Source organism: Desulforamulus profundi (assembly GCF_002607855.1).
In genome coordinates this window covers 70,138-86,987 of the sequence record NZ_AWQQ01000091.1, presented here as the reverse complement: position 1 = coordinate 86,987, position 16,850 = coordinate 70,138, and the positions used below count along the sequence as shown (strand labels likewise).

At 51.4% G+C, this 16,850-nt stretch carries 16 protein-coding genes and 2 pseudogenes; 14 read left to right on the top strand and 4 right to left on the bottom strand.

All coding sequences use genetic code 11. The features are described from left to right. Positions 1 to 169: 169 nt before the first annotated feature. On the bottom strand, positions 170 to 1,609 hold the full coding sequence (locus tag P378_RS14475; protein WP_099083790.1) for a [FeFe] hydrogenase, group A: 1,440 nt from the start codon (positions 1,607 to 1,609) through the stop codon (positions 170 to 172). A gap of 229 nt (positions 1,610 to 1,838) precedes the next feature. Here P378_RS14475 and P378_RS19795 point away from each other — a divergent pair, with 229 nt between their 5' ends. Together P378_RS19795 and P378_RS19790 are read left to right on the top strand one after the other, a co-directional pair. Beyond that, the gene (locus P378_RS19795) at positions 1,839 to 1,976 is read left to right on the top strand and encodes a hypothetical protein (RefSeq protein WP_180261120.1); all 138 of its coding nucleotides are present in this window, start codon (positions 1,839 to 1,841) and stop codon (positions 1,974 to 1,976) included. Positions 1,977 to 2,024: 48 nt separating this feature from the next. Next, a complete protein-coding gene (locus P378_RS19790) occupies positions 2,025 to 2,168 on the top strand; it encodes a hypothetical protein (protein WP_180261119.1) in 144 nt (47 codons plus the stop codon). An 18-nt stretch (positions 2,169 to 2,186) separates the two neighbouring features. Here the strand turns inward: P378_RS19790 and P378_RS14470 are convergent, their stop codons facing one another. Beyond that, positions 2,187 to 2,426 (bottom strand): hypothetical protein, encoded by a 240-nt coding sequence (locus tag P378_RS14470; protein WP_099083741.1) that lies wholly within the window; start codon positions 2,424 to 2,426, stop codon positions 2,187 to 2,189. 158 nt (positions 2,427 to 2,584) lie between these two features. On the opposite strand from P378_RS14470, the gene P378_RS14465 reads away from it, so the two are divergent. From P378_RS14465 to P378_RS14455, 3 genes and pseudogenes are all read left to right on the top strand, one after another. Continuing rightward, the gene (locus P378_RS14465) at positions 2,585 to 3,565 is read left to right on the top strand and encodes an acyl-CoA dehydratase activase-related protein (RefSeq protein ID WP_099083740.1); all 981 of its coding nucleotides are present in this window, start codon (positions 2,585 to 2,587) and stop codon (positions 3,563 to 3,565) included. Further along, the gene (locus P378_RS14460; RefSeq protein WP_099083739.1) at positions 3,562 to 4,662 is read left to right on the top strand and encodes a CoA protein activase; all 1,101 of its coding nucleotides are present in this window, start codon (positions 3,562 to 3,564) and stop codon (positions 4,660 to 4,662) included. The genes P378_RS14465 and P378_RS14460 overlap by 4 nt, the downstream gene beginning before the upstream one ends. After that, positions 4,662 to 5,647 (top strand): annotated as a pseudogene (locus P378_RS14455) (acyl-CoA dehydratase activase). The gene P378_RS14460 and the pseudogene P378_RS14455 overlap by 1 nt, the downstream one beginning before the upstream one ends. A 164-nt stretch (positions 5,648 to 5,811) precedes the next feature. Here P378_RS14455 and P378_RS23145 read toward each other — a convergent pair. Continuing rightward, positions 5,812 to 5,934 (bottom strand): hypothetical protein, encoded by a 123-nt coding sequence (locus P378_RS23145; protein WP_274378735.1) that lies wholly within the window; start codon positions 5,932 to 5,934, stop codon positions 5,812 to 5,814. 132 nt (positions 5,935 to 6,066) lie between these two features. Here P378_RS23145 and P378_RS14450 point away from each other — a divergent pair, with 132 nt between their 5' ends. From P378_RS14450 to scpB, 9 genes and pseudogenes are all read left to right on the top strand, one after another. Continuing rightward, on the top strand, positions 6,067 to 8,229 hold the full coding sequence (locus P378_RS14450; RefSeq protein ID WP_180261118.1) for a Tex family protein: 2,163 nt from the start codon (positions 6,067 to 6,069) through the stop codon (positions 8,227 to 8,229). A gap of 146 nt (positions 8,230 to 8,375) precedes the next feature. Further along, positions 8,376 to 8,633: a hypothetical protein gene (locus tag P378_RS14445; protein WP_238473278.1), complete on the top strand. Its 258-nt coding sequence runs from the start codon at positions 8,376 to 8,378 to the stop codon at positions 8,631 to 8,633. A gap of 262 nt (positions 8,634 to 8,895) precedes the next feature. Beyond that, the gene (locus tag P378_RS14440) at positions 8,896 to 9,063 is read left to right on the top strand and encodes a spore protein P (RefSeq protein ID WP_099083737.1); all 168 of its coding nucleotides are present in this window, start codon (positions 8,896 to 8,898) and stop codon (positions 9,061 to 9,063) included. A gap of 280 nt (positions 9,064 to 9,343) precedes the next feature. Then, the gene (lysA, locus tag P378_RS14435) at positions 9,344 to 10,684 is read left to right on the top strand and encodes a diaminopimelate decarboxylase (protein WP_099083736.1); all 1,341 of its coding nucleotides are present in this window, start codon (positions 9,344 to 9,346) and stop codon (positions 10,682 to 10,684) included. Between the two features lie 160 nt (positions 10,685 to 10,844). Further along, positions 10,845 to 13,559 (top strand): annotated as a pseudogene (locus P378_RS14430) (CBS domain-containing protein). A 250-nt stretch (positions 13,560 to 13,809) separates the two neighbouring features. Then, entirely contained in the window at positions 13,810 to 14,175 is a 366-nt protein-coding gene (locus tag P378_RS22095) for a site-2 protease family protein (protein WP_338013936.1), read from the top strand. Between the two features lie 18 nt (positions 14,176 to 14,193). Next, the gene (gene trpS / locus P378_RS14420; protein WP_099083734.1) at positions 14,194 to 15,183 is read left to right on the top strand and encodes a tryptophan--tRNA ligase; all 990 of its coding nucleotides are present in this window, start codon (positions 14,194 to 14,196) and stop codon (positions 15,181 to 15,183) included. A gap of 13 nt (positions 15,184 to 15,196) precedes the next feature. Further along, on the top strand, positions 15,197 to 15,949 hold the full coding sequence (locus P378_RS14415) for a segregation and condensation protein A (protein WP_099083733.1): 753 nt from the start codon (positions 15,197 to 15,199) through the stop codon (positions 15,947 to 15,949). A 2-nt stretch (positions 15,950 to 15,951) separates the two neighbouring features. Next, positions 15,952 to 16,500, top strand: a complete 549-nt coding sequence (scpB, locus tag P378_RS14410) for an SMC-Scp complex subunit ScpB (RefSeq protein ID WP_099083732.1) — start codon at positions 15,952 to 15,954, stop codon at positions 16,498 to 16,500. Positions 16,501 to 16,504: 4 nt separating this feature from the next. On the opposite strand, the gene P378_RS14405 is transcribed toward scpB, so the two are convergent. Next, positions 16,505 to 16,735, bottom strand: a complete 231-nt coding sequence (locus tag P378_RS14405) for a hypothetical protein (RefSeq protein WP_099083731.1) — start codon at positions 16,733 to 16,735, stop codon at positions 16,505 to 16,507. Positions 16,736 to 16,850 lie beyond the last annotated feature (115 nt).

Here is a 16,850-nt window from a genome sequence, read left to right as displayed (position 1 = left end):
TCAACTTCCGGGATCTAATATTTACTGCCCTCTGAATGGTGATTGTTCCTTAGCAACTGTGAGGGTTATCTTTACAAAAGAATTAAAGCGAAAAGCGTCTGCCCCGGCAGACGCTTTTCTATGATCCGGTTGATTTAACAACCGGCCATGAATTATTATTTTTACAGAATTACACACCCCGGGCCACATATTCCGTGTGCAGGAGTTTATGAGCCTTATCGCTTAAGGGTTGGCCCAGGTATTCCTGGTAGAGTTTCTGGACTTCCTGGTTTTCGTAACTTAAACGCTTGGGAGCGTTGGAGTCGAGTTTGTACAGGCTGTTGGCGCGGGCACTTCTGGTATTGTCGGTGGTTTTTGGCTGGCCGCCGCCCCCTACGCAACCGCCGGGGCAGGCCATGAATTCAATAAAATGCCAGGAGGCATTGCCACCTTTGACAAGATCGAGAACTTTCCTGCCATTGCCCAGGCCCTGGCAGACCGCTACGTTGAGTTTGCCAAACCCGGGGATATCCACCGAAGATTCCTTGATGCCGGTCAGCCCCCTGACGTCCGTAAAGTTCAGCAGTTGATCCGGCGGTGTTTGATTGGTCAGTAAGTAATAAGCGGTACGAACGGCAGCTTCCATGACGCCGCCGCTGGAACCAAAGATGACACCGGCCCCGGTTTTTTCACCCAGGACGGAGTCATAGGCTGTGTCCCCTAATTTGGTAAAATCAATATTCTTCTGCTTAATCATGCGGGCCAACTCCCGGGTGGTAAGAACAGCATTCATGTCCGTCATGCCGGAATCATTCATTTCGGGACGCTGGCACTCAAATTTCTTGGCGGTGCAGGGCATGATGGAAACGGTAAAAATTTTAGACGGGTCGATACCCTTTTTCTGGGCATAATAGGTTTTTACAACCGCCCCCAGCATTTGCTGGGGAGACTTGCAGGTGGACATGTTGGGCAAAAGCTCAGGATAAAAATGTTCGCAGAATTTAACCCAGCCCGGGCTGCAGGAAGTAAACTGGGGCACAGGCTTGTTTATTTCACCCTTCAAACGTTTCACAAGCTCGGTGGCTTCTTCCATTATGGTCAAATCGGCTGCAAAACTGGTATCAAACACTGCGTCGAATCCCAATTTCTTTAGGGCGGTCACTTGTTTTCCCTCAACGATGGTCCCTGCCTTCAGGCCGAACTCTTCCCCCAATGAAACCCGGCTGGCCGGGGAGGTCTGTACTACCACATGCATTTCGCTGTCATTTAAGGCCTGCCACACCTTGCTGATGTCATCCCGCTCAGTAATGGCTCCCTTGGGGCATGTCAGGGCACACTGGCCGCAATTGACACAAATGATTTTACCACCGCTGCTGTCATAATAGCCTAATACGGTTTGTACATCTTTACATGCGCCTACACATTTGCCGCATTTAACGCACCGGCTCTCATGCCAGACGATAGAGGGATTGTCACTGGCAATGGGGACAACCTTGAATGATCCCCAGGCAAAGCGGGGCTGGTAATTGATAACCCCCATGGTAAGACCGGTGATACCGACCTTTCCTACAATTTCAAGGAACTTGCGTCTGGAGATGTCTTTCTTGAGAAAATTAGAAAAATTATCCATATCAGCCATCCACTCTCCCAACAATGATAATGATAATTGTTATCATAGCCAATTGCTGGGCATTTGTCAACTAAATAGAAAAAACAGGACCCCTGTCCCATTAAAACTAGTACAAGACCAATAATTTTTTTGAGTCTGCTGAATTCGATGAAAGAACGCTACATAATTTGAACTCATCCCAGGAAGATTATATTTAGTCCCTTTAAGTTTAATCTTCACGGAGGAAAAAATGAAAATTAAAGCGGAGAAGCAAAGAGCCTTTAACACAAGCACAATGACGTCCGGCGGTAATTATGATGTTGAAGCTGCGCAGGAACTAACCGTAACCGGACAAACAAAGGCCGGCAAACAAAAGAAAACGAAGTAGCAGGAACACCTTAGGAGCAATTCAAAAAAACTAAACGGGGGGATAAGGATGGCCAAGAAGGAGAAGGATCAGGGGCTGTTAGAAGGTGCGGCGAAAGGAGCCGGCGACTTTTTGGAAGAAGTGGGTACTGAACTGGGTTTAATCGAACAGCCCAAGGTAAGGAAAGAAAAAAACAAGAAAATAAGACAATAAGGCCAGAAAACTCTGGCCTTACTCTCTAGGTAGAAACCCAATGGGCTTCCTTTGTTTTTTGGAAGGTGCCAAACGCGCTAAAATATAGACTTCCTGTTGTTCGGCCTGGTTAAAATACATGCTGACAAACAGGTATCCTTCCGCCAGCAGCCTGTTGGCCTCCTCGATTCCATTGACCCTCGTTAATTCGGTGACAGTTTCGCCGCCCCCTACGGAAATGCCGGCCAGACTGCCGGAACTGCAAGTGGTGCAACTCAAAGCAAACCCTCCCTTTAGATTTCTTCTTAGTCTTGTTTTAAGACAAGTTTTGAGAAATAGTTTTAACCCTATTATACCAACTTTTGCCTGGGAAAGCATATACAACTGAAAATTTGCCAATACTAACAGATGGATGTGTTTTAAAAAGGAGGGATCGTATGCCTGTTCGGGTGGGGATACCGAGGGCGTTGCTTTATTATTATTACTTTCCCCTGTGGAAAGAATTTTTGGAACGGCTGGGAGCCGAGGTGGTTGTTTCCGACCGCACCACCAAGGGCATCTTGACCCGGGGTGTGCAGCATTGTGTGGATGAAGCCTGCCTGCCGGTTAAATTAGCCTTCGGGCATGTGCAAAATCTGGTGGACAAGAGAGTGGATTTCATCTTTTTACCCCGTATGGTCAGCGTGGCCCACAGGGAATATATCTGTCCAAAATTTCTGGGTTTTCCGGATATGGTGAGACAAAATATCATCGGGTTACCGACGGTGCTTGATACTGCCATCAATCAAAGGAAAAAGCAAAGGGATATCCATCAGTTTACCCGGCAGGTCGGTGCGGCTCTGGGGAAAGGTCCCATTCGGTCCTGGCTGGCGTTTCAAAGGGCCTGGGAGACCCACCAAAAGTACATGGGGCTGCTGGAGCAGGGGCTGCTGCCCGAGGAGGCCATGTCTGTCCTGGCAGGGAAAGAGCCAAAACAAACAGCGGACAATACCGACCTGACGGTGGCGGTCATCGGTCACCCCTATAACATTTACGATCCCTTTATCAGCATGAACCTGATTAACCGGCTGCGAAAATCCGGGGCCAGGGTGCTGACGGCGGACAACCTGACGGAGCAGATGGTGAACCAGGGGGTTAAGAGGCTGCCCAAAAAGCTTTTCTGGACCCTGTCCCGGCGCATGACCGGCGGCGCCTTTAACTACCATGACCAGGGGAAGGTGGACGGCATCATCCATGTGGCGGCCTTTGCCTGCGGACCGGATTCCATGACCGGAGAGTTGATTGAGAGATTTATCCGCCGGGAAGGAAAGGTGCCCTTTATGAACATCAACCTGGATGAACATACCGGGGAAGCGGGGATCGTCACCCGTCTGGAAGCCTTTTTGGACATGGTGCGCTGGAGGAGGACAGCCGTATGAAGGTAACCTTCCCACACATGGGCTACATGTATGTGTCCCTGAAGGGGATGCTGGAATACCTGGATATCGAGGTTGTGGTGCCGCCGCCCTGCAGTAAGAGGACACTGAATTTGGGGGTGAAGCATTCCCCTGAATTTGCCTGTCTGCCCCTGAAGTTAAATATCGGCAATTTTATCGAGGCCCGGGAACTGGGGGCCGACACCATCATGATGGCCGGGGGCTGCGGCCCCTGCCGCTTTGGATATTATGCCTATGTGGAGAATGAAATATTAAAAGATTTAAACATTCATTACAATCTGGTGGTATTGGAGCCCCCGGAAAAACATATCGGGGAACTGCTGGGACGCATCCGGAAAATCACCGGCAACCGTCCCTGGATCAAGGTGATCAAAGCCCTGCGCTTTGGTTATTTGAAGGCCAGGGCGGTGGACGAAGTGGAACAGATGTCCTTTCAAATACGACCCAGGGAACTGGTCCGTGGAGCCACCGACAGGGCCTTGCAGAAAGCGGTGGAAGAAATTGACCGATCAAAAAACCCGGAGGAAATTCCCCCTGCCCTGGGCCGGGCCAGGGAAATCATGGAGGCCGTTCCGGCAGATATGTCCCGGCCGGTCCTCAAGGTTGCCCTGGTCGGCGAAATTTACACCCTGCTGGAGCCCTTCTCCAATGTAAATATTGAACGTCACCTGGGATACCTGGGCGTTGAGGTGGACCGCTCCATGATGCTCAGCCAGTGGATTAACGACCACCTGTTTATGGGTCTGGTGCAAAACGTGGTTAGCAGCGAAAGGTTTAAAAAAGTGGCCTCGCCCTATTTGTGTCATTTTGTGGGAGGGCATGGTGAGGAAACCGTAGGTGCTGCCGTATGGTATGCCCGGCAGGGATTTGACGGGGCCATTCAGGTGCTGCCCTTTACCTGCATGCCGGAAATCGTGGCCCAGAGTATTTTACCCAGGGTCAGTGAAGATACCGGGCTGCCGGTGATGACTTTGATTATGGACGAACATTCCGGGGAAGCCGGCATGATCACCAGGCTGGAGGCCTTTATTGATTTGCTGCACAGAAGGAAAGAACAAAAGGAGGCTTTAACTTCCTAGTGAAAGGTTACCTTGGCATTGATGTGGGTTCTGTAAGTACCAATATTGTCTTTATGGATGAAGAGAATAACGTTTTTGAAAGCTTATACCTGCGCACCAACGGTCAACCGGTGGCAGCGGTGCAGCGGGGCTTGAAGCAGATCAGTGAAAAACTGCCTGCCATACGGTGGTAAGGGGGGTGGGGACCACCGGCAGCGGCCGGCAGCTGACAGGCATCGTCGTGGGGGCGGATGCGGTAAAGAATGAAATTACCGCCCATGCAGTGGCGGCCTCCCACCTGGTGCCGGGTGTGCAGACGGTTCTGGAAATCGGGGGGCAGGACAGCAAGATTATCGTCCTGCGCAACGGCGTGGTGACGGATTTTGCCATGAATACCGTCTGTGCGGCGGGAACGGGAAGTTTTCTCGACCAGCAGGCCAGCCGGCTGAATATTGCCATTGAAGAATTCGGAGACATTGCTTTAAGGGGCAAAACACCGGTGCGGATCGCCGGGCGCTGTGCGGTTTTTGCGGAATCCGATATGATCCATAAACAGCAAATGGGCTTTAACCTGGACGATATTCTGGCCGGGTTGTGCGAAGCCCTGGTACGAAACTACCTGAATAACGTGGGGAAAGGGAAAGAAATTCTCGGTCCGGTGGTGTTCCAGGGCGGCGTAGCCGCCAATGCCGGCATGCGGAGAGCCTTTGAAAGGGCCATCGGCATGGAGGTCCATATCCCCAAATACTTCAACGTGATGGGAGCCGTGGGGGCAGCCATTTTGGCCAGGGAAGCTGTGTCCAGGGGTATGCCCACCCGGTTCAAAGGCTTTGGCGTGGCCGATATGGAATACAAGGCCGGCAGCTTTGAATGCGACGGCTGCCCCAACCTGTGTGAAGTGATCGAAATGGCCGAGGCAGGCCGGGTCATCGCCCGCTGGGGTGACCGCTGCGGCAAATGGGCCAACGCCCTGACCGCCGGGGAAGCGGCCGGCAGCTGCAGTTAAATTTCATAATAAATACAAATGCCCGTTGAACAGAACGGGCATTTCATCGTCTTGGGTGGACCATTTTTTACTTGGACTCCGGTGGTACCGGGTACATTCCCGGTTGCGGATAGGGCATTTGGATAATTTGCTGGTGTAAGCCGGCTACAACATTGGGAGCAAGATTAATATTCAAGCAATTGGCAACGTTTATCAAAAAAAACCGGGTGTTCACTACTTAGTTTTACCCAAAGATATACTTCCCGCAGGCCGCACTCCAGACTGGTTAAATAGGTGTAGCAATACATAAATCCCTCCTAAATTTATATGATGCTACATAATATGGAAGGAACTGTATTTTTGTGCATTTGGAGGAAGAAAAGGGCAGGCGTCGAAAAGTGTTAAGTGTGTTTATTCTATTAATAGGGGAGAATTTGCTGATGGACAATGAAATAAATCTGTACCGGCAAATTGCCGGGGAGCTGGCAGTCAAAGAAAGACAGGTGGAACAGACCGCCAAACTGCTGGACGACGGAAACACCATCCCCTTCATTGCCCGCTACCGGAAAGAGATGACCGGCGAGCTGGATGAGGTGCAAATCAGAAAGATATCCGAGAGACTGACTTCCCTGCGCAATCTGGTGAAGCGCAAGGAGGAAGTGATTCATTCCATTGAAGAGCAGGGCAAGTTAACAGAGGAACTGAAGGAGAAGATCCTGGCAGCGGAGACCGTTACAGCGGTGGAAGACCTGTACCGGCCCTACCGGCCCAAAAGAAAAACCCGTGCCAGCGTGGCCCGGGAGCGGGGATTGGCACCGCTGGCCCAGTGGTTGTTTGAGGCCCCGGCCGGCGCAAACCCGCTGCAGGAAGCTGCCCGTTTTATCAATCCGGAAGCGGGTGTTGCCACCGGCGAGGATGCACTGCAGGGAGCCATGGACATCATCGCGGAAATGGTTTCTGACGACCCGGAAACCCGGGGCTGGGTGCGGGAGTTTACCTTCCAGCGGGGTGAACTGGTCTGCGAGGTAAAAAACCAGGAAGCGGACCAGCGGGGCGTTTACCGCATGTACTACCAGCACCGGGAGCCGGTAAAGCTGGCGCCACCCCACCGGATACTGGCTATCAACCGGGGTGAGAAGGAAGAAATTCTAAAGGTAAAAATAGAAGCCCCCGAGCAACCCATTTTAGATAGAATGAACCGCCGATGGATGCCCGCCCAATCCGGCGCAGCGGACATTTTGCAGGGGGCGGTGCAGGACGGTTACCGGCGATTGCTGGCCCCAGCGGTGGAGCGTGACATCCGCAGCCAGCTCACCGAGGTGGCAGAGGAACAGGCCATCCATGTATTCTCCAAAAACCTGAGGCAGCTGCTTTTACAACCGCCGGTCAAGGGTAAAAACGTCCTGGGCATAGACCCTGCCTACCGTACCGGCTGCAAGTGGGCAGTGGTTGACGCCACCGGCAAACTGCTGGAAGTCGGCGTGGTATATCCCACGCCGCCCCAAAATAAAGTGGAAGAGGCCAGACAGGAAATCAACCGCCTGGTCAACCAATACAAGACTACAATCATTGCCATTGGCAACGGGACGGCTTCCAGGGAAACCGAGCAGTTTGTGGCGGCGCTGATCCAGGATCAAGGCTGGCGGGAGGTCCGGTATATTATTGTCAATGAGGCCGGCGCCAGTGTCTATTCAGCGTCGGAACTGGCCGCCAGTGAATTCCCCGGGCTGGATGTGGCCCAGCGCAGTGCTGCATCCATCGCCAGAAGACTGCAGGACCCCCTGGCGGAATTGGTTAAAATTGAACCCCGGTCCATCGGGGTGGGTCAATACCAGCACGATGTCGCTCCCAAAAGACTGGAAGAAAGCCTTAAGGGAGTGGTTGAATCGGCGGTGAACCTGGTGGGCGTGGACTTAAATACCGCCTCCACCTCCCTTTTATCCTATGTGTCCGGCATTAATGCCGCGGTGGCCAAAAACATCGTGCAATACCGGGAGGAAAACGGTAAGTTTGCCGAGCGGATCCAACTGAAAAAGGTGCCCAGACTGGGGCCCAAGGCCTTTGAACAAAGTGTCGGGTTCTTACGCATCCTGGACGGCCATAATTCCCTGGACAAAACCGGCATTCACCCGGAGTCTTACCCGGTGGTGAAAAAGCTGTTAAAGGAAATCGGCTCTGCCGAGTCCGACATTGGCAGTGAAGAAATGAAAACCAAACTAAAACAGGTGAACCTGGAAGAAATGGCTGCCCGGTTGGAGACCGGCGTGCCAACCCTGCGGGACATTGTGGACGGTCTGCTGCGTCCCGGCAGAGACCCGCGGGAAGATTTACCGGGACCCCTGTTCCGCAGTGATATCCTGAAAATCGAAGATTTGCAGCCCGGTATGGAATTGAAGGGAACTGTGCGAAACGTTGTAGACTTTGGAGTTTTTGTGGACGTTGGCCTGAAAAATGACGGGCTGGTGCACCGTTCGGAACTCAGTGACCGCCGTTTCCGGCACCCGCTGGACATCGTTTCGGTGGGGGATGTGGTCCTTGTAAGGGTCCTTGCGGTGGACATTGAACGAGGCAGGGTATCCCTAACCATGAAAGAGAAAAATTAAAAACCGTCCTTTGCCATATCCTCAATAATAGAACCAAATTTTGTCTCTACTATCTGTAAATATATTTAATTATCAGCGAAAAACGTGTATAATATAATCGTTAACTTGGTTCAATTTGCCTTCAAAAAGAAGGGTAGGTCGTGGCGATGGTGGCGGACCGAAAAGAATTGTTATGGAGAATTGAAAGGGCCATGCTCTCCATGCAGGCCCTGGGTTATAGCGCGGAACAAATCGAAAAGGTGCTTCTGGATGTTTTCCATCATCAACCCCAGGGGATTTATACCAACCAACAGTTGTTGCCACTGGTACAGGATTTGGAAAAAAGGGTGCACCAGGCAAAACGGTGGATACTCTATTTAAACAGTGGCAGCTGTGGCTTCAATCCGGTTTCAAGCCATAAGTAGACGCCTTCCTGCATGAATTAGGAAGGCGTTTTTCAACCTATAGTGATTTGTTTAAGAAAATATTAAAAACATTTAACAAAACGACCATACAAATTTAATCTTCTATCTCTAAAATAACTTTTACTTATGTTGTTATCACGGAGCTGGGTGACCGGTACATTTTTTTAAAGAGGTTCTGTGCCAGTAATTACCGGTTGAAGTATTTATTTTTATCCTATATAATTAGTAGCCTAGCCAGTATAATTTGGGAGGGGTGTTCTTCATGTCCGATAACAGGGTTCACGATTATGTGTTGTCTCCCGAAGAACTAAAAGAGGTCTGGGCGAAGTACGGTAAACCGGGTGAAATTGCTCCAGGTACCAAGGCTACTAAAAAGCGTAATCATAGAAGAAACCAGGAAAACATTGAAGAGACCGAGAAGTCCAGCTAACAGTTCCTTGCTGCCTTACATGAGGCGGCAGGGAACTTTTAGCTTGGGGGACAAGTATACAGCATTATCGCCGCCGGTAACTTGACCCTGTTTTTTGCCCATGCTATAATTTACACAATTTAAATGCCTCATCTTAGTGATTTTTCTTAAAAGATGTATGGCGGCCCAAGAAATCCTTGCGGCCGTTCAATTTTATGCAACCAATTCCATAATAAGGTACATGGAGTTTAGTGACAGTATTCACCTTGGTTGGCGTATTATAGTTTGGGAGGAGAAATAAATGAGACTACAGGGTACCATGCGCGTTAACGATAAGAATCATCTGGAAATCGGTGGTTGTGATACGGTTGATCTGGTCAGGGAATTTGGCACACCCCTTTATGTGATTGACGAAACCATGTTCCGGCAAAACTGCCGGGCCTACTACCGGGCTTTTACCGAAGAACATGGAGTGGAAGTGATTTATGCCAGCAAGACGTTAAGCAACCTGGCCATTTGCACCATTGTCCAACAGGAGGGACTGGGCCTGGATGTAGTATCCGGGGGCGAATTATACACGGCAGCCAAAGCCCGTTTTCCCATGGAATGCATCTATTTCCACGGTAACAACAAGTCACCGGAGGAACTGCGTTTAGCTTTGGAGTATAAAGTGGGCCGTATTATGGTGGATAATCTGTACGAATTGGAACTGCTGAATGCTATAGCCGGAGAGTTGGGGGCACAGGCAAAAATTATGCTTCGCCTGAGTCCCGGCGTGGAAGCCCATACCCACGAATACATCAAAACAGGCCAAATTGATTCCAAGTTCGGTCTTGCCATTGAAAACGGCATGGCCATGTCCGGTGTAAAACGTGCCCTGGAACTGCCAAATATTGTGCTGAAGGGATTTCACTGTCATATCGGTTCCCAAATCTTTGAACTGCAGTCCTATGCCCATGCTGCGGAGGTCATGATGACTTTTGTTAACGTTGTTTACCGGGAGACCGGCTATGCGGCTGAGGAATTAAACCTTGGCGGGGGATTGGGCATCTACTACTGCCAGGGGGACCAGCCCCGCCCGGTTAAGGAATACGCGGATATCATGATTGGCGCTGTCAAGGCCAAAGCCGCAGAATTTGATTTACCCGTGCCGAAGGTTATCGTAGAGCCGGGCAGGTCCATTTCCGGTCCCGCCGGCTCCACCCTCTATACCGTGGGAGCCATTAAGGATATTCCCGGTATCCGCAAGTATGTTTCGGTGGACGGCGGCATGGGAGATAACCCCCGCCCGGCCCTTTACCAGTCCAAATACGAAGCCTGCGTGGCCAACCGGATGAACGAAGAGCCGGCTGAAAAGGTATCTATTGCCGGCAAGTGCTGCGAGTCCGGCGATATGTTAATTTGGGATATCGAGCTGCCCCAATTGCAACCCGGAGACATTCTGGCCGTGTCCAGCACAGGGGCCTATAATTACTCCATGTCCATGAATTACAACAGACTGCCCCGTCCTGCCATGGTGCTGGTGAACAACGGCAGGGCCGATTTAATCGTCCGGCGGGAGGACTATGCAGACTTAATTCGCAATGACGTGACACCTGAGCGTTTGTGCAGTACAGTCGTAAAACTGGCTTCTTCTCGGTAAGGAATAGCACCTGGCATGGGTGCTTTTTCCTTTACTGCAACAAGAAAGCGGAGGGCTTGCACCTTTTTGTGCAAGCCCGGCTTTTCTAATTTTATTTACGTATGTTATAATGGAATGTATTTACATAATGAAAACCTTTTTTCTTCAGGGGGTGTACTGGTTGGAGATTATCACCACTCACGTCAACACAGACCTGGACGGCCTGGCTCCATGGTCGCAGCTCAAAAACTTTATCCGGGAGCGGAACTGATTTTCCCCGGGAAATTATCCCGTAACGTTGAAGAATTTCTCGCCCTGCACAAGGACACCCTCAAGAATGTGCGCAACATTAAGGACATTAATATTGACAAAGTGAAACGCCTCGTCATGGTGGACACCAAAAGTCCGGGGCGGGTTTCCAAACTGAAGGAGTTGTTTGGCCGACCCCAGGTGGAGGTGCACATCTACGATCATCATCCCGGGCTGAGGGAGATGTTTGCGGCAAGGTAGAGGTTGTAGAGCCTGTGGGGGCTGCCACAACGCTTCTGATTGAGCGGGTCCGGGCCAAGGGGTTGGAGATTACGCCGCTGGAAGCAACCATTATGATGCTGGGCATTTATGAAGATACCGGCTGCCTGGTTTTTACCAATACCACGCCCAGGGATATCCGGGCGGCTGCCTTTTTGCTGGAACAGGGCGCCAACCTGGCCGTCGTGGCGGACTTCCTGGGCCGCCCGCTGACCCAGGATCAAAAGGCGCTGTTGAAAAAACTGCTGGTCACCGCTGAACACCATCAAATCAACGGCACCAAGGTCCTAATTGCCCGCGGCAATGTGGATGAATTTGTGGGCGGGCTGGCTTTGCTGACCCATAAACTGTCCGAAATTGAGCGGACGGATGCCGTTTTCGCGGTGGTGGAAATGGAGGACCGGGTCCACCTGGTGGGACGCTGCGCCCTGAAAGAAGTCAACTGCAAGGAAATTATGGAGCAATTCGGCGGGGGAGGACACCCGGCAGCCGCTTCTGCCACCATCAAGGGCCAAACTGTTGATGAAGTGGCGGACCGCCTGCTGGAGCTGATTAATGAAATGGTCCGGCCTCCCCTCACCGTGCAGGACATTATGTCCAGTCCCGTCAAAATGGTCTTTCCCGAGACAACCATCGAGGAAGCGGGCAAAATTATGCTGCGGTACGGGCATACCGGTTTGCCGGTGATCAAGGACGGCAAGCTGGTGGGCGTAATTTCCCGGCGGGATGTGGAAAAAGCCACGCACCACGGCCTGGGCCATGCCCCGGTGAAGGGGTACATGACCGCCAGCGTGATTACTGTACACAAAGATATGAATATTAACGATGTGCAGGACTTAATGATTGAAAGGGACATCGGCAGGCTGCCGGTGGTGGAGGGAGACATGGTGATCGGCATTGTTTCCCGTACCGATGTGCTGCAGACCCTGCACGAAGGATTTAAGGGACGTTATTCCACCACCTATACCGATAAGGCCACCACCAAAACCGCCAACATCAGGCCGGATATGCAGCGGGTGCTGCCCGGTCGCATCATGAATATCCTAATTAGGGCCGGCGAAGTGGCAGAAAGGATGGACTATCAAGTCTATGCCGTGGGTGGTCTGGTGCGGGATGTGCTGCTCAAGGTCGAGAACCTGGATGTGGACCTGGTGGTGGAAGGCAACGGCATCGAAATGGCCAACGAGCTGGCGAAAGAGATCGGCGGGCGGGTGCGCCCCCATGAGAAATTCGGTACGGCGGAAATTATTTTCCCGGACGGTTACTGGGTGGATGTGGTGACCGCCAGGGTCGAATATTATGAATACCCCGCTGCCCTGCCCCAGGTGGAGCAGTCCTCCCTCAAACACGATCTTTATCGCCGGGACTTTACCATCAATGCCATGGCAGTGGCCCTGAACCCCGAACGGTTCGGGGAACTGGTGGATTATTTTAACGGCAGGGAAGACTTGCAAATCGGGGCCATCCGGGTATTGCACAATCTAAGTTTTATTGAGGACCCCACCCGCATCCTGAGAGCCATCCGTTTTGAACAACGGTATGACATGGCCGTTGAGCCCCAGACCCTCCGCCTGATTAAAGAGGCGGTCCGGGAAAAGGTGATCTCCCGCCTTACCACAGAGCGAATGTGGGGAGAACTGAAAAGCATTTTGGAAGAAGCGGACCCGGAGCATATGCTGGACCGCATGTCAGAGTTGGGAGTATGGGATTATCTTTTCCCGGAAATCACCTTCTGGGAAGTGCAATATGTGATCAGTGAAATCCCCCAGGCCCTAATGATTCTGCGCAACTGGGGATGGGCTGAACCCGCTGAAAAGTGGTTGCCCTATTTCCTGGGCATTTTACACCTGACCACCCAGGAAAAGGCCTATCAAATTTGCCAGCGATATAATTTGGGACGACGGCAGACCGACAAGGTCCTGGATACCATTGCTTACGGGCGGGTGGCCCTGAAGAGGTTGTCCGCCACCGAGGAAGTGCCTTTATCGGAGTTGACCAAAATCGTGCAGACCCTGCCCAGGGAAGCGTATCCCTTGTTCTTGACCTTGCTGGAAGACAAAAACGCCATCCGCCGTTTCCGGATGGTGATGGAATCAGTGCATAAAAATAAACCCACCGTAAATGGGAAAGATATACGGGAAATGGGTTATCAACCGGTCCCATGTACCGCGAGGCGCTGGATGCGGTATGGCGGGCCAGGCTGGACGGTCTGGTGCAGACCCGGGAAGAAGAACTGGAATATGTTCGTTCCTTTTTACAGCATCATAACGCACCAAAAATACAGCCCAAGCAGCCAAAGGGAAACGCTTCCCAGGGAAACCGGCCAAACCAGGCGAAAAAATCAAAGGGGACGAAGGCAAGTGTTTAGTGTACCATCCTTTGAAGAGTTAATTTTAAAACTGTTGTTAATCTTTTTTGCTTTGCCCCTACATGAGTATGCCCACGCGCTGGTTGCCTATAAATTAGGTGATAATACAGCCAAATATGAAGGCAGGCTTACGTTGAATCCCATTAAACATCTTGATCCTTTGGGTACGTTGTTAATTTTCTTCGGCCCCATCGGTTGGGCCAAGCCTGTGCCCGTGAATCCCTTCCATTTTGAGAACCGGAAGAGGGGCATGATGCTGGTCTCCCTGGCGGGACCCGGCGCCAATTTCCTGCTGGCGGTTGTAGGGGCGGTGCTTTTGGGGATTTTTCACGCGTCTGCTGATTTGCAATATATATTGTATTATTTTATGGTATTGAACGTTTGGTTAGCGGTGTTTAATTTGCTGCCGCTGCCGCCACTGGACGGTTCTAAAATTTTGGCAGGGATTTTACCGGGACGCCAGGAATGGCTGTATCAGCTGGAAAGATATGGTTTTCCGATTTTATTTCTTTTAATTTTTTTTGGTTTTTTGACCCCGATCCTGACATTCTTTGCAAGTCCGATTATCGAGCTGTTTGCTGTTCTGGCAGGTTTTATTGCCAGACTGCCACTATAAGTTAAAGGAGATATCGATATGGCTGTCAAAGGAACAATTTTAAGTGGGATGAGGCCCACCGGCCGACTGCATTTGGGCCACGAGAATTTATTAAGCAACTGGGCTCGCTTGCAGGATGAGTACAATTGTTTTTTCATGGTGGCCGACTGGCATGCCATTACGACCGGTTGGGAAGAGGCAAAGGAGATTGAGCAAAACACGTTGGACATGGTAGCGGACTGGTTGGCTACCGGTCTGGACCCCGATAGAAGCGCTATATTCCGTCAATCAAAAATTATGGAACATGCCGAATTGCATTTGATGTTTTCCATGGTCACCCCCCTGTCCTGGCTGGAACGGGTTCCCACCTACAAGGATCAAATTCAAAAACTGGGGGAAATGGGAAAAGACATCAACACCTACGGGTTCCTGGGTTATCCTTTGCTGCAGGCGGCGGATATCTTGATTTACAAGGCCACCGCTGTGCCGGTGGGAGAAGACCAACTGCCCCATGTTGAATTAACCCGTGAAGTGGCCCGGCGGTTTAATCACTTGTTTAAGCCGGTCTTTCCGGAACCGCAGGGCATCGTGAAAAAGGAAGTGGCTTCCTTACCCGGCATTGACGGGGCTAAAATGAGCAAGAGCTATCACAACTATATTTCCATCGGGGCCGACCCCGAAGAAATTAAGAAAAACGTCAACCTGATGGTTACCGACCCGGCCCGCATCCGCAAGACCGACCCGGGGAATCCGGAGGTGTGTGTGGTTCACAAGTTTCATCGCATCTACAACCCCGATCTGCTGGAAGGCATTGAAGTGGAATGCCGGGGTGGCCGCATCGGCTGCGTAGCCTGTAAGAAGCAGCTGGCCGGTTCCCTGGAGCTGCAGTCTGCAGCCGTACGTGAACGCCGGCAGGAGATCCTGAGCAAACGGGGCTATATCGAAGAAGTTTTAAGGGACGGCGAAGCAAAGGCCAGGGCCGTGGCCAGGAAAACCATGGAAGAGGTCAGGCAAGCGATTTTTGGCTAGCAGGTGATCATCGTTGTCTTACGAAGTCAAGCTCTCCGCCTTCGAGGGTCCCCTGGACCTGCTGCTGCACTTAATTGACAAAGACCAAATCAATATTTACGATATTCCCATTGCCCAAATCACATCCCAATACCTGGCTTATATCGAACAAATGCAGGGACTGGATATGGACGTGGCCAGTGAATTTTTAGTAATGGCAGCTACCCTGGTGTCCATAAAAGCCAGAATGCTGCTGCCCCGTTCCTCCGGGAAACAGGAAGCGGCGGAAGAGGGGCCGGACCCAAGGGAAGAATTGGTGCAAAGACTTTTGGAATACCGCAAGTTTAAGGAAGTGGCTTCCTACCTGAAGGACCGGGAGAAGCAGGCCGGCAAAGTTTATACCAGGAATAATTCCATTGAACTATATCAACATTTGTTTAAGCCCCAGGACCCCCTGGGTGGGATTACTATGGAAACGCTGCTGCAGTCCCTGCGGCAGGCCCTTCAACGGGCCGGAGCCGGTCTTTTCATTCCCGAGGAAATCACCCGGGAAGAAATTCAGGTTCCCGAGAAAATGCGCCAATTAATGGCCATGCTTCTCTTGTACCCGCAAGGAATGCCTTTCTCCAGGCTTTTCAATGAAAGAGGCGAGCGGACGGAAATCATTGTAACCTTTTTGGCTGTACTGGAACTGTTAAAATCCGGTCAAATCACGGCCATACAAACTGAGACCTTTGGTGAAATAACCATCTTGCGTCGAGCTCAGGATTTAACTGAGGAGGCTTAGGGTTGGCTGTATTATTTAGGGATCAAACAAAAGCGGCTTTGGAGGCATTGCTCTTTGTGGCCAGTGAGCCCCTTTCGGTGCAAGCCCTGGCCCGTATCGCAGAAGTGGATGTGGCAGATGCCCTGGAACTGCTCCGGGAACTGGCCGGGGATTATGAAGAAAGGCCCGGCGGGCTCAAGTTGGTTGAAGCGGCGGATACCTGGCAAATGTGTACCCGGCCTGAATATGCCCCTTATATCGAAAGGCTTTACAGGAGAAGCGGCACCGGCTTGTCCCGGGCGGCGGTGGAAACCCTGGCCATTATCGCTTACCGGCAGCCCATCACCAGAACGGAGTTAGAGCTCATCCGGGGAGTAAAAGTGGATTCACCCCTCAGCACATTGCTGGAGAGAAACTTGATCGAGGAGAAGGGCAGGCGGGAAGGACCCGGCCGGCCGGTTCTCTACGGCACCACCCTGGATTTCTTAAAATATTTTGGTTTAAAAAATTTATCCGATCTTCCCTCGTTGGAAGACTTTCTGGTGGAAAACATAGAGGATACAGAATCCTAAGGCGTCACGGGTGATCCTGCTCGGACGCCTTATTTTCTTTCGTTACTTTGGCCAGGGGGACGCCGCAGCCAGGGCAGGCGTATTCACCGGCCTCCCGGGGTATTTGTGTGGTGTGGCCGCATCGTTGGCACTTTACATGATAGACCGGCCGCATTGACCTGGCAGCCAGCACAAGCATACCTGCGGCCCCCAGGAGACCCAGTATCAGGATAACCAGGCCGATTGTCGATACCACCGATGGCACCTCCTGTCGTGGTTTTATGCAAAAATCATATCATAAAAACAGTTCTTATATACCGAAATACGCATATTTCTCCAAAAATTGCTAAAAATATTAATCAAAGTATATT

What these genes read in the sequence shown, in the direction of transcription:
- P378_RS23145 (WP_274378735.1), bottom strand. Translation starts at nt 5,934, where the DNA reads ATGTATTGCTACACCTATTTAACCAGTCTGGAGTGCGGCCTGCGGGAA.
- lysA (WP_099083736.1), top strand. Translation starts at nt 9,344, where the DNA reads ATGAGACTACAGGGTACCATGCGCGTTAACGATAAGAATCATCTGGAA.
- P378_RS14475 (WP_099083790.1), bottom strand. Translation starts at nt 1,609, where the DNA reads ATGGATAATTTTTCTAATTTTCTCAAGAAAGACATCTCCAGACGCAAG.
- P378_RS14440 (WP_099083737.1), top strand. Translation starts at nt 8,896, where the DNA reads ATGTCCGATAACAGGGTTCACGATTATGTGTTGTCTCCCGAAGAACTA.
- trpS (WP_099083734.1), top strand. Translation starts at nt 14,194, where the DNA reads ATGGCTGTCAAAGGAACAATTTTAAGTGGGATGAGGCCCACCGGCCGA.
- P378_RS19795 (WP_180261120.1), top strand. Translation starts at nt 1,839, where the DNA reads ATGAAAATTAAAGCGGAGAAGCAAAGAGCCTTTAACACAAGCACAATG.
- P378_RS19790 (WP_180261119.1), top strand. Translation starts at nt 2,025, where the DNA reads ATGGCCAAGAAGGAGAAGGATCAGGGGCTGTTAGAAGGTGCGGCGAAA.
- P378_RS14450 (WP_180261118.1), top strand. Translation starts at nt 6,067, where the DNA reads ATGGACAATGAAATAAATCTGTACCGGCAAATTGCCGGGGAGCTGGCA.
- P378_RS14465 (WP_099083740.1), top strand. Translation starts at nt 2,585, where the DNA reads ATGCCTGTTCGGGTGGGGATACCGAGGGCGTTGCTTTATTATTATTAC.
- P378_RS14460 (WP_099083739.1), top strand. Translation starts at nt 3,562, where the DNA reads ATGAAGGTAACCTTCCCACACATGGGCTACATGTATGTGTCCCTGAAG.
- P378_RS22095 (WP_338013936.1), top strand. Translation starts at nt 13,810, where the DNA reads ATGATGCTGGTCTCCCTGGCGGGACCCGGCGCCAATTTCCTGCTGGCG.
- P378_RS14445 (WP_238473278.1), top strand. Translation starts at nt 8,376, where the DNA reads ATGGTGGCGGACCGAAAAGAATTGTTATGGAGAATTGAAAGGGCCATG.